General features: G+C 35.2%; 12 protein-coding genes. 5 read left to right on the top strand and 7 right to left on the bottom strand.

Annotated features, from left to right (window positions below; genetic code table 11):
• Positions 1–65: 65 nt before the first annotated feature.
• On the top strand, positions 66–881 hold the full coding sequence (locus tag VHP32_07880) for an alpha/beta hydrolase (protein ID HEX2787809.1): 816 nt from the start codon (positions 66–68) through the stop codon (positions 879–881).
• A gap of 55 nt (positions 882–936) precedes the next feature.
• Here VHP32_07880 and VHP32_07875 read toward each other — a convergent pair whose 3' ends face one another.
• Together VHP32_07875 and VHP32_07870 are read right to left on the bottom strand one after the other, a co-directional pair.
• Positions 937–1,623 carry a DUF4397 domain-containing protein gene (locus VHP32_07875; protein HEX2787808.1) on the bottom strand — a complete coding sequence of 229 codons (687 nt, stop codon included), beginning with the start codon at positions 1,621–1,623 and terminating at the stop codon, positions 937–939.
• Positions 1,624–1,673: 50 nt separating this feature from the next.
• Positions 1,674–2,348 carry a DUF4397 domain-containing protein gene (locus VHP32_07870; GenBank protein HEX2787807.1) on the bottom strand — a complete coding sequence of 225 codons (675 nt, stop codon included), beginning with the start codon at positions 2,346–2,348 and terminating at the stop codon, positions 1,674–1,676.
• Between the two features lie 216 nt (positions 2,349–2,564).
• On the opposite strand from VHP32_07870, the gene VHP32_07865 reads away from it, so the two are divergent.
• Positions 2,565–3,491, top strand: a complete 927-nt coding sequence (locus VHP32_07865; GenBank protein ID HEX2787806.1) for a TIGR01777 family oxidoreductase — start codon at positions 2,565–2,567, stop codon at positions 3,489–3,491.
• A complete protein-coding gene (locus VHP32_07860) occupies positions 3,488–4,489 on the top strand; it encodes a phosphotransferase (GenBank protein ID HEX2787805.1) in 1,002 nt (333 codons plus the stop codon). The genes VHP32_07865 and VHP32_07860 overlap by 4 nt, the downstream gene beginning before the upstream one ends.
• Here the strand turns inward: VHP32_07860 and VHP32_07855 are convergent.
• The 5 genes from VHP32_07855 to VHP32_07835 are packed head-to-tail and all read right to left on the bottom strand — an operon-like array spanning position 4,476 to position 10,406.
• Complete coding sequence (locus VHP32_07855; protein HEX2787804.1) at positions 4,476–5,708, bottom strand: ABC transporter permease; 1,233 nt, start codon at positions 5,706–5,708, stop codon at positions 4,476–4,478. The two genes, VHP32_07860 and VHP32_07855, sit on opposite strands and share 14 nt — an antisense overlap.
• A gap of 21 nt (positions 5,709–5,729) precedes the next feature.
• Positions 5,730–6,956: an ABC transporter permease gene (locus VHP32_07850; protein ID HEX2787803.1), complete on the bottom strand. Its 1,227-nt coding sequence runs from the start codon at positions 6,954–6,956 to the stop codon at positions 5,730–5,732.
• A gap of 1 nt (position 6,957) precedes the next feature.
• Positions 6,958–7,689: an ABC transporter ATP-binding protein gene (locus VHP32_07845; protein ID HEX2787802.1), complete on the bottom strand. Its 732-nt coding sequence runs from the start codon at positions 7,687–7,689 to the stop codon at positions 6,958–6,960.
• A gap of 10 nt (positions 7,690–7,699) precedes the next feature.
• The gene (locus tag VHP32_07840; GenBank protein HEX2787801.1) at positions 7,700–9,049 is read right to left on the bottom strand and encodes an efflux RND transporter periplasmic adaptor subunit; all 1,350 of its coding nucleotides are present in this window, start codon (positions 9,047–9,049) and stop codon (positions 7,700–7,702) included.
• Between the two features lie 16 nt (positions 9,050–9,065).
• Positions 9,066–10,406: a TolC family protein gene (locus tag VHP32_07835; GenBank protein ID HEX2787800.1), complete on the bottom strand. Its 1,341-nt coding sequence runs from the start codon at positions 10,404–10,406 to the stop codon at positions 9,066–9,068.
• Positions 10,407–10,590: 184 nt separating this feature from the next.
• Between VHP32_07835 and VHP32_07830 the strand changes: the two genes are divergently transcribed.
• Together VHP32_07830 and VHP32_07825 are read left to right on the top strand one after the other, a co-directional pair.
• A complete protein-coding gene (locus VHP32_07830; GenBank protein HEX2787799.1) occupies positions 10,591–10,995 on the top strand; it encodes a 6-carboxytetrahydropterin synthase in 405 nt (134 codons plus the stop codon).
• A gap of 12 nt (positions 10,996–11,007) precedes the next feature.
• Entirely contained in the window at positions 11,008–11,775 is a 768-nt protein-coding gene (locus VHP32_07825) for an RNA methyltransferase (GenBank protein ID HEX2787798.1), read from the top strand.
• The last annotated feature ends 52 nt before the right edge of the window (positions 11,776–11,827 follow it).

Genomic DNA, 11,827 nt, shown 5'->3' with positions numbered 1-11,827 from the left:
CTCTGCATATTTATATGTAGAATCATTTTAGCTTAGATTTCCGTCTGCGCGGGAATGACAATGTTATGAAAAAATCAGAAATAAACGGCATTGCAGTTTATGACACAGGAGGAGATAATCCTGTAATTATATTCATTCATGCTTTTCCTTTATGCAGCCGCCAATGGGATAAGCAGGTTGAACATTTTAAAAATGATTTTCGAGTAATAACTTATGACATCCGCGGACTTGGTTACAGCAAATATGATTCTCCCTATCCTCTTATGATGGAAGATTTGGTTGATGACCTGCTGAATATCATTTCTGAATTACAGCTTGATGAAGTTAATGCATGCGGGCTTTCAATAGGCGGATATATTATCTTGAGAGCTATACAACGTTCACCGGATTTGTTTAATTCCATTATTCTTTCCAATACAAGAGCCGAACGAGATACAAATGATGTTTTAATTGCGCGTAATACATTAGTCAAACAAATGAAGAAAGGAAAGAAAGATTTATTCCTCAGCCAGTTTTTAAAAAATATTATATCAGAACAGTCATATAAAAATGATGATATTAAAAATTTTGTTAAGGAAGTTATGAGCTGGCAATCGCCGGAAGGAATTTCTCAGGTTGCAAATGCGCTCGCAACCCGCACTGAAACTCTTGAAGAATTAAAGCACATTAATATCCCTGCATTAATAATCGCCAGCGATAAAGATGCAATGACAGGTGTCGAGTATGCAGAGCGTATGAAAGAAAATTTAAAAAACTCTTATTTAAAAGTTATGCATGGCGCAGGACATTTATCAAATATAGAAAAACCTGATGAGTTTAACAGATGCGTTGAAGATTTTTTGATGAAAATTCCGTTTCCCAGAAGCGATTCAGAAGTGTAAAAAAAATAAGGATGCTTTTGAGCAAAAGCATCCTTATTATATTGTTGTACTGAAATTAGTTTGATAAGTAAACAGTAAAAATGATAGGTGAACCAAGTGTATTTAACCCCGAAACTGCCAAATCATAAATCCTTCCGTTTGTAAAAGTTACAGTTTGCGGTGTTCCATATAAACTTCCGTTACTTGCATCTCTGATTTCTAAAGAATAAGTTCCTTCATCAAACTCTAAATACCCTGATACGCTTGACATCGATACATTCGAAAACATATCATTAGGAGCGCCGGTAGATTTAATGTTTATTGCACCCGTTCTCGGAGAAACATTTGCAACTCTTAACTTAAATTTACCTGAAGCAGGACTATTAAGGTTATCGACTGCTGTAGTATAAACAAACCCGTTCAGATTTATGTTATCATGAACAAACCATGTATGCGTTGTATTAGCATCCAGAGTTCTTCCTAAGGTTGCTTCAGTAGTTGTGCTTCCTGACGTTCCAACGACGCGGACAGAATGAGTACCACTGGTAAAACTTCTATAATCGGTAGCTTCAGTATAGCCAAATGTTGGATTATATGTAACGCTGTCGAATTGCAGCAATACCGAACCGTGAGTTGCAATTGAATTAATAACTTTTAATCTTGCATTTCCGGTAGGATTTAAAGGGTTATTTTCATCACATGAAGAAAATAAAATTGCAGAAAAAAGGGTAACAACGAGAACGATGCTTTTAAGCAGTTTCATAATTTTAGGTTTAGTTTCCAAATATAACTAAAGCTAATTTAAAATTAGCCTTAGTTATAAACTGTAAACCTAATTTCTTTAAGTCCGGTTCCTCCGTAATATCCGCTTACTACTAAATCATATATATTTTGATTGGAAAACGTTACCCCGTTTGCAGAATACAACAGTTTATCATCCGAAAAATCTCTTATTTCTAAGTTATATGTCCCACTATTTACTGAGGCATAACCCCAAACTGCGCCATTGTTGATTCCGGTTATTAAATTATCTCCGCCGGTAATTTTTATATTAATAGTATCTACATTGGTAAAATTTGATATTCTCACTTTGGCTTTTCCGTTTGCAGGAATATCAAGATTATCAACAGCCGGGAGAACACTCAGGGGCGCTCCGTCAATTATGAACCATGTATATGCAACATTATTGGAAAGATTATTCTCATGATGTAATGAATCGGTTCCATCCGGTGTCTTAACAAGCATTTTTTGAACACCTGAAGGTAAAGTCTGATATGGGAGCAAATTTTCAAAAGCCAAAATTTGAGGAGAATTGTTATTTATTTTGGCAGATAAAGATGTAAAATTTGTAGCTGTGTTAATAACTTTCAGTTTGGTTTGGGTTGTTGTTACAGTAGTAGGTCCTACCACAGAACCATCATAACGGCTGCAAGCGCTAAAAAGCACTGCAACGAATAAGAAAAGTGATGTTAATTTAAGGTATTTCATTTTTTTTTTTATTTACTTGCTTTAAAATTTATCCTTTTTTTCAGTATAATCAATAATAAGCCATACTATTTGCAATTTGCTTGCCAAACTTATAATCTACAAAATGCATCAATTTCGTTAGCTTTTGATGTTTTTTTTGATAATTAAAATACAGTAAAAACATAGTTAGATATTAAAATAAGTTTAAATTGAAAGTTTTAATAATTAAGTTCCCAAATGCCAAAAACCGTGTTAATTGCCGGAGGAACCGGACAAATCGGTTCTCATCTCATTCCAAAGCTTCTTTCAAACGACTATTCCGTAAAATTGCTTACAAGAGATGTTCAAAAAGCTAAGAACTTACTTCGAGGAACCGGTATTGATTTTATTCAATGGAATGATAACAGCAGCATAGATGAGCTTTCAAATCATATAAATGTTTCAGATTATGTAATAAACCTTGCCGGCGCTAATGTTGCCGGGAAACGTTGGAGTAATAAATTTAAACAGCTTTTATATGACAGCAGAATTAACTCAACAAGAAAATTGGTTGATGCAATAAGAATGAGCGGTAAAAAACCCGAAGCATTCATTTGCGCATCAGGTGTCGGCATATACGGTTTTAGAAGTGATACGGAGTTAAATGAAGAATCAACATACGGAAAAGACTTTCTTGCAAAATTGTGCATTGACTGGGAAGCTGAAGCAAAAAAAGCTGAAGAGTTTGGAGTGCGTGTTGTCAATATGAGAACGGGTTTCGTTCTCGATAAAAACGAAGGGGCGTTTCCAAAATTAAGTCTACCGTTTAAGTTATTTGTCGGCGGATATATGGGGAACGGGAAACAATATATATCATGGATTCATATAAATGATGTAATTGAACTCTATATGTTTGCACTTGACGATTATTTTATATCCGAACCGTTAAATTTAACCGCGCCAAATCCCGTAACGAATAAACAATTTTGCAAAGCAATGGGCAAAGCTTTACACCGTCCATGCTGGGCACCGATTCCCGGATTTGCTTTGAAAATAATTTCAGGAGAGCTGAGCGAAAGCTTACTTCACGGGCAAAGGGTGATTCCTCAAAAAGCTTTAGACCATCATTTTAAATTTGAATTCACCGAAATTGATACCGCGTTAAAAGATCTTGTAAAGAAATGAGTTATAACACACCAACTTTTTTAGATAACTTCAGAAAATTATTCCATAAAAAATTTGCTGATGATATACTAAGCATTGAACCTCTAATTGCAGGAGCATCAAAAAGACAAATTTACCGTATATCGACGGAAAATAAAAAATATATTGTCATTTTCAACGAGAATGTTTCTGAAAATAAAGCCTTCATAAAATTTACTCAAATTTTCAAAGCTAACGGGTTCAATGTTCCTGAGATTTACATTGTTTCAAATGATTCCTTGTATTACCTCGAAGAAGATTTAGGCGATGAAACACTTTTCTCGTATTGCAAATCACACAAATGCGAAAATTTATATTTGGAAGCATTGAGACAGCTTGCATATATTCAGATTGAATTGAAAAATAAAATTGATTACAATTATTGTTACGAAACAAAAATTTTTGATAATGCTCAGCTTGAATTTGACCTTAACAAATTCAATAATTCTTTTGTTAAACAATTTGAAATCCAATTTTCCGGAAAAAACTTTGAAAACATTAAGAAATATCTCCTTGATTCATTAGACAAAGCAGATAAAAGCTATTTCATATATCGTGATTATCAACCCCGCAATATAATGCTGTATAAGAATGAATTTTATTTTATTGATTATCAGTCAGGAAGGAAAGGACCTCTTTATTATGATGTTGTTTCTTTTATTTTCTCCGGAAGTTCAAATATTACCAATGAAAATAAGTTAAAATATCTCGAACAATATAATAATATTTTAAAAACTAACTTTAATTTAGATTATTCGGATAAGATAAAAGAATTTTATGATATAGCTGTTATGAGAATTTTACAGATGCTTGGCAGTTACGGGTCTACTTACTCCACAAAAAAAGATACATCTTACCTTAAAAAAATCAATAAGCAGGTTGATAATATTTTATTTGTTGTTGAAAATTCCGATGTTCCGGAAATGAAGAAATTATATGAGCTTGTTTCAGGTTTTAACGAAACGATTATTCATACCTGAGAGCGTCAATAGGATTCAACTTCGCTGCTTTTGCCGCAGGATAAACACCAAAGACTATTCCGACTGTTGAACACACAATAAGACCTATTATAACCCAGTCATAAGGAATTACAACAGGAGACTGCAAATACAGACCTATGAGATTTCCTGTTAACACACCGAGTATAATGCCTATCAAACCTCCAAACTGACAGAGAATAATTGCCTCAATTAAAAATTGCGTAAGTATTGTGGTTTTCTTTGCACCAATGGCTTTACGTATCCCTATTTCTCTTGTACGCTCTGTAACAGATACAAGCATAATGTTCATAATACCGATACCTGCAGCGAGAAGCGAAATAAATGAAATAAATCCTGCGCCGTATTTGAAATAAGCAGTAAATTCATTTACTGTGCTGATAAGAGATTCATTGGAATAAATTTCGAAATTATTCGGTTCGCCTGGAGGCACTTTTCTGATTGCGCGCAAAACACTAATGACATTTTCCTGCGATTCATTGTATGTATCTTTACTGGGTGCCTGAATTGCAATATTAAGCGAGCGTGTATTTTTACCGTAAAGTTTCTGCATCGTTGAAATAGGGATTAATGCAAAATTATCTCCGCTTACTCCGAAGCTTTCCCCTTTCGGCTCGAATACACCTATGATTTCATACGGAATATTATCGAGTATTACTGTTTTTCCTATGGGGTTCATATTCGGAAAAAGTTTATCTGTCACGTCAATCCCGACTACGCAAACATTTTTCGCATAATCAACATCAACCTGTGAAATAAATCTGCCGAGTCCGACGGCTCTGTTATTGCATTCAAGATATTCAGGTATAACGCCTCCGATATAATTATTAGGATTTGTATGGTCATATTCCGACCTGAAAGTTTTTTCATAAATATAATCTTCAAGCGACATGTATTTATAAATCGTTGCCGTTTCTTTTAAACGCATGCCCTGGTCATAAGTAATGTCGGGTCTGTTTCTGTATTTTGAATTACCTTCAGGTCCACCCATCTGAAGCGCGGGATATTTCTGCACCTGATATGTGTTGCTGCCGAGTTCGGATAATCCTGTTTCAATTCCTGCCTGAAGCGCATTGAGCAAAGTCATAATTGCAATTATGGAAAATACACCTATGATAATACCGATGAGCGTTAGAGTAGCTCTCAGCTTGTTATTGCTTAACGTTCCGAAAGAAAGTTTTATGATTTCAAGTATATTCATTTAACTAAATGACAAAGTGATTTATTCATATCTTAATGAATCGACAGGATCCATTTTAGCTGCCGAGTATGCAGGGAAAAACCCTGCAAGAATTCCGAATAACAGCGATATAAAAATTGCAAGCGCAACAATCCATAACGGCATAGAAGTAGGCAGGACAAGCGCATCTATTAATAAACTAATTGGAAATGCAATTAAAAGACCGATTATCCCGCCGAGAAGACAAATCATGCTCGACTCAATCAAAAACTGAAACCTGATTGTCCGTTTTTTTGCTCCAAGAGCTTTACGAATACCAATTTCCCGCGTCCGTTCTTTTACAGAGACGAACATAATGTTTGCAATTCCGACCGAACCGACAATAAGAGCAAGCATCGTTATCATCGTTCCAATAACTTTTATAAGACCGGTTAAACTTTCATAAGTTGTCTGGAATGCCTCCTGAGCATTAATACCAAAATCATCCGGCTGACCATAAGGAACTTTCCTTGCCTTTCGCATCAATCCTTTTATTTCTTCTTTGGTTTCCTCGAGATTGTTTATGTCAGCAGCTTTAACATTAATCGTTAATCCGCGTTTATCACCGAATAAAGTAAAAAATCTTTCTATGGGAACTATGACGCGGTTATCCAAGCTAAATAAACCTAACAAGCTTCCCTGCTTTGCAACAACTCCGATAATTTTAAATGAATATGTGCCGACTTTAATTGTTTTTCCAAGAGGATCTGTGTTGGGAAAAAATGCATCTCGAATGTCAGTTCCTATCACGCATACAGGATAACCGCCGTCGGTTTCCCTCTGTGTAAAATATCTTCCCTCAGCCATATTAAAACCGCTGACCTCCTGGTATTCCCATGTCGAGCCAAGCACAAAAACATTCTGCAAAACCAAATCACGATATCGTAATGTACGGTTTGTACCGACAGAAGGAGCCATTATAGCAGATGTCTGTGAATTTACATTAAGAAAATCATACTGCTGCATCGTAATGTCTTTTCTATTTTTGTAAAAACTCCAGTCTTCTTTTCCGAACCATTCAAACTTCTGAACATAAAGAACATCTGCGCCAACTGCGGCAATACTTTTCTCGAAAGCACGGTTAATACCCTCAATCGCAGTCTGCATAAGCGTAACGGCAGTAATACCGATTACAATACCCAAAGTGGCAAGTAATGACCTTAGCTTATTCGCATTAATCGCATTAAACGAAATTAAAATATTTTCTTTTATTTCGGAAAAGAAATTCATTTTATACTGAAGCTAACTCTTCTTTAATTTTTTTCTTGCTGATGCCTTTTTCACTCAGATAATCAGCTTCAATTAAGCCGTCGCGTAGTTTAATGATTCTATGAGCATTCTTTGCAATGTCTTCTTCGTGTGTAACCACAATAATTGTATTTCCTTTACTCCACAGTTCCTCAAACAAATTCATTATTTCCTCACCTGTCTTTGTGTCAAGATTACCTGTCGGCTCATCTGCAAGTATAAGAGAAGGATTATTCACAAGAGCGCGCGCAATAGCAACTCTCTGCCTCTGTCCACCGGAAAGTTCGTTTGGCTTGTGCCCCATTCTATCTGCAAGCCCGACATTGACGAGCGCCTGCTCAGCAAGCTCAAGCCGGTCGGTTTTAGACATACCTGAATAAACAAGCGGAAGCTCAACATTATGAAGCGCATTTATTCTCGGAAGTAAATTAAATGTCTGAAATACAAAACCGATTTCCCGGTTTCTTATCTCAGCAAGCTCATCATCCTCCATTTCGTTTACGTTTTTGCCGTTAAGTATATATTCGCCGGAAGTCGGAGTATCAAGACAGCCGATTATGTTCATCAGTGTTGATTTACCTGAACCCGACGGTCCCATAATGGCAACGTATTCATTTTTCTGAATATTAACATTTACACCTTTGAGTGCATACAACTCTTCTACACCCATTATATAGAGCTTCTTAACGTCTTTAATTTCAATTAGGTTTTCCATTTATAAGCGATTACTCCTCATCAAAGGATTTTTTCTTCACATCATTATTAACTTTGACCTTAGTATCATTTTCCAGTTCTTTGCTGATTGCTTTGAAGCTTCCCTTCACAACTTCTTCTCCTTCGGCAAGTCCTTCAGTTACTTCTATATAAGTATCGTTGCTGATTCCTGTCTTTACATTTTTTAATTTTGAAACCGTGCCTTCAACAATGAACACAACTTCCTGAGGTTTTAATTTTTTCTTTGCATCTACATCCTTCGAACGCATAAGATTTTCATTTCCCATGTCGGTATTCTGTATTGCGTTAAAATCTTCACGAGTTGTAACCGATTGAATCGGTACTGCAAGAACATTTTCTTTTCTTGCAACTTCAATATCAACGTTACAGCTCATTCCCGGACGCAAATCAACGTCGTTGTCAATTATTCTTATTTTAACAATGAAGTTTACTACTTCTTCCTGAGTTCCTGTCGCTTTTGATTTAGCAGAGTTACCGACTTCGTAAACATACCCTTTGAAAATCTTATCAGGAAAAGCATCAATTTCAATTCTTGCTGTATCACCAAGCTTAATAAGCGTTACATCGGTTTCGCCAACTTCAACCTGGCATTCCATTTTGCTTAAGTCAGATATACTCATAATATTGCTGCCCTGATTAAAACTTGTTCCCAAAACTTTTTCACCGACTTCGTTATTGAGTGCGGTTACAGTTCCTGATACCGGCGCAAAAATACTTGTCTTTGAAAGGTCATACTGAACAGAAGAAAGCGATGCGCGTGATTGTGTGATTTGCGCACGCACTCTGCCGACCGTTGCCAGTGCCTGGTCATAATTCGACTGCGCATTATCAAGCTCACTCTGTGATGCAAGACCTTTTGTTACAAGCTCCTTAGTCCGGCTTAATTCAAGCTCAAATCTTCTTAGTTGAACTTCCTGTTCATTCAGTGCGCTCTCTTGAACCTTCACATTTGCAACTTGCTGTTGAAGCTGTGGAATGTATGCATCAGGTTTTATTTTAACGAGAAGAGCCCCTTTCTTTATTTCATCCCCTTCTTTAAAAGGAAGAGAAATAATTTCTCCGCTGACTTCAGAACTGATATTTACCTGTATTTCAGATTGTATTTTTCCCGTTGCCTGAACAACCTGAGTTATGTTCATCTTTGAAATTTTTTCAGTCTGAACCTCGATTGTTTTTTCTTTTTTGCCGGAGACTATAACTGTGATAATTATCAACAGAAGCAGGACAATTCCACCAATTATAAATAATTTCTTCCTGCTTTTTTTCTTTTTCTTAACCACCGGTTTTACAACCTGGCTTGGAGTTGTTTGAATAACTTGAGGATTAGTTTGGTCTGACATCTTGTTATTTATATATTTAATATTTTATTTGTCCTGAGTAATAATCTATTAGCCTTTTTGCAATCAGAAAATTATATGTTGTATTAATTTTCTCGATTTGCAAATTATTTAATCTTGTTGTTGCAATCTGAACGTCAAGCAGTGTTCCAAGCCCTAATCTGTAATTCTCTTCCGATAATAATTTATCCTGCTCTGCTGAACGAATACTTCTGTCAATGACAACAACCTGATTGTATGAATTTTGCAAATCAAGAACGGCTTTTTTAACTTCAGCTTTAATTGCAAGTTCAAGTTTTTGAAGGTTAAGTTCGCTTTGCTTGATGTTTACTTCCGCAACTTGCCTGTTAACATCATAACTGAATCCCTGAAATATCGGGTAACTTAATTGCAGACCGAATGTTGCAACTCGGGTATTCGTAATATCACCAATCGCATCTCCATTCAGATTATAATTCCCAAAAGCAGAAAGTATAGGGAAATATTCTTTTTTCTCGGCTATGTCGAGATTTATTCTGTTAAGCTCAATCTGAAGCATAACAGATTTAAAATCATACCTGTCAGCAATTCCTCTCCGTACAAGTACGTCAACATTTGAATTTGCGGCTACAATTCCTGCAAGCTCTTCGTTTGTTATATTTACGTTTATGCCCTGAGCGCTTGCTGTAACCTGTTTATTGACATCATCGCTCATTGCATTCAGCAAATCTACTTTTGATTTTTCAAGAACATTTTGTGAACGTTGAAGATTAAGCTCATCGGTTGCAACCTGAACGTCTTGCTTATATAAATCGGCAATCGTTCCCCTGCCAACATTAATAATCTCTCTTATTCTTTCAAGCTGAGCTCTTGAATCTGCAAGTGTCTGCTGATTTGCAATTACTATCTGCTCATTTTTTAAAACCTCGATGTATAATGTGTTAATGTTTATTACAATGTCGGTTTTCTGTCTTTCTATTTCTAATCTATATGTATTAATAGCAGTTTCATCATAATCAACCTGTCTGAAATTTGCAAAACCGTCAAATAAGGTAACAGTGGAGTTTAAACTAAGATTAAAATCATTGCTTGTAGTCGACTGGTCAGGGATATTTATCGGCACACCGTTTTGGAAAATAGTTCCTCCTTTTGAATCCGTGATGTTCCTTGTCCATCTTCCGTTCAAGTTCAGTGAAGGGTATAGCGCACCCTGACTTCTTCTCAGATAATAATTCTGTATTATCATATTATTCTGAATTGAAGATATGTCTAAATTATTTGAAATTGCAGTTCTGACTGCATCATCCAGTGTTACATTTTGCTGTGCAAATGCAGAAGGACATATTACAAGAGCGAGGAAAAGAACTAATATTTTTTTCATTAAATTCATTGGATTTTACAGTTTATATAACGGTTTTTAGGAGCATATGTTTCAAATTATAAAAATAGAAAACAAAAAAATATAATGAACGATTTCATAATATATACAAGTTTACTTACATTGAGACTTAAAAATAGACAAAAGGTTTCTTAACATAATTATATTTTAACATTAAAATATTACAATGATATTCATAACAAGAAAAGAACATTTCTCGGCGTCTCACAAGCTTGAAAATCCTGCTTTATCAAAAGAACGCAACATAGAGATATTCGGTAAATGCAATCATCTTCACGGACATAATTATTATATGGAAGTTACCTTGTGCGGTATTCCCGATGCGGAAAGCGGATATGTGATGGATTTAAAAAAGCTTAAAGCCATTCTTCTTGAATGCATAATAAAAAAAGTTGACCACAGTTTTTTGAATGAGCTTGACATTTTTAAAGGCATAATCCCCACCACGGAAAATATGACAAAAGTTTTCTGGGATATTCTGAAAGATAAAATAAACAAAGATAACGTAAAGCTTTATTCGATTAAGCTTTATGAAACCGAAAAAAACTCAGTTGAGTACCGCGGAGAATAGTTAATCAATCTTGTGACCAAAAACGAAATTTCATATTATAAGAATCTACTCAAAGACAGGAAGTTCAGAGCCGAACAAAAAAAATTCATAATTGAAGGAGCTCATTTAATTGAGGAAGCAATCAAATCGAAGTATTACAAAAATAACATAGAGAAAATTTTTATTAGAAAAGATTTTGAAGATAAGCAAATTATTAATGAATTATCCGGCAAATATGAATTAGAGTACCTTAGTTCAAAAGAATTTGAGAAAATTTCCGATACAGTCAAATCCCAGGGTATTTCTGCCATATTAAATATTACTGATGAAGATAAATCCAAAGAAACAGGAAATATCATTCTTGCATTAGACCGGATTAATGATCCGGGAAACCTTGGCACGATATTGCGGACCGCGTACTGGTTTGGAGTTGAGTTAATTTTATTAAGTAAGGATTCTGTTGATGTTTATAACCCCAAAACCGTCAGGGCATCACAAGGGGCTATGTTCAATCTAAAGATAAGAACTGAATTAGATTTAATACGGGAAGTAAAAAATTACAGGGACTATAAAATTTTTTTGACCGACCTTAGTGCAAGCAAAAGCTTGGAAGATGTTAATATTAACAAGTCTGATAAAATAATTTTAGCTTTTGGAAATGAAGCTTCGGGATTAAGCACTGATTTACTGAGTCTGGGTTTTGAAAAAATTAAGATTAAAGGATTTTCAGATTGTGAATCACTGAACCTTTCTGTATCTGCAGGAATTACTTTATACTATTTTCGAAATAAGCTTAGTTAAGTTATAAACAAACAAGGGGCTTAGTGCCCCTTGTTTAATATAATATTTAATA

Source organism: Ignavibacteria bacterium (genome assembly GCA_036262055.1).
In the GTDB taxonomy this organism is placed as follows: Bacteria; Bacteroidota; Ignavibacteria; order Tepidaquicellales; family Tepidaquicellaceae; genus DATAJP01.
This window is presented reverse-complemented; position numbering and strand designations above follow the sequence as displayed.

What these genes read in the sequence shown, in the direction of transcription:
- VHP32_07875 (HEX2787808.1), bottom strand. Translation starts at nt 1,623, where the DNA reads ATGAAACTGCTTAAAAGCATCGTTCTCGTTGTTACCCTTTTTTCTGCA.
- VHP32_07860 (HEX2787805.1), top strand. Translation starts at nt 3,488, where the DNA reads ATGAGTTATAACACACCAACTTTTTTAGATAACTTCAGAAAATTATTC.
- VHP32_07840 (HEX2787801.1), bottom strand. Translation starts at nt 9,049, where the DNA reads ATGTCAGACCAAACTAATCCTCAAGTTATTCAAACAACTCCAAGCCAG.
- VHP32_07880 (HEX2787809.1), top strand. Translation starts at nt 66, where the DNA reads ATGAAAAAATCAGAAATAAACGGCATTGCAGTTTATGACACAGGAGGA.
- VHP32_07830 (HEX2787799.1), top strand. Translation starts at nt 10,591, where the DNA reads ATGATATTCATAACAAGAAAAGAACATTTCTCGGCGTCTCACAAGCTT.
- VHP32_07850 (HEX2787803.1), bottom strand. Translation starts at nt 6,956, where the DNA reads ATGAATTTCTTTTCCGAAATAAAAGAAAATATTTTAATTTCGTTTAAT.
- VHP32_07870 (HEX2787807.1), bottom strand. Translation starts at nt 2,348, where the DNA reads ATGAAATACCTTAAATTAACATCACTTTTCTTATTCGTTGCAGTGCTT.
- VHP32_07865 (HEX2787806.1), top strand. Translation starts at nt 2,565, where the DNA reads ATGCCAAAAACCGTGTTAATTGCCGGAGGAACCGGACAAATCGGTTCT.
- VHP32_07855 (HEX2787804.1), bottom strand. Translation starts at nt 5,708, where the DNA reads ATGAATATACTTGAAATCATAAAACTTTCTTTCGGAACGTTAAGCAAT.
- VHP32_07845 (HEX2787802.1), bottom strand. Translation starts at nt 7,689, where the DNA reads ATGGAAAACCTAATTGAAATTAAAGACGTTAAGAAGCTCTATATAATG.
- VHP32_07835 (HEX2787800.1), bottom strand. Translation starts at nt 10,406, where the DNA reads ATGAAAAAAATATTAGTTCTTTTCCTCGCTCTTGTAATATGTCCTTCT.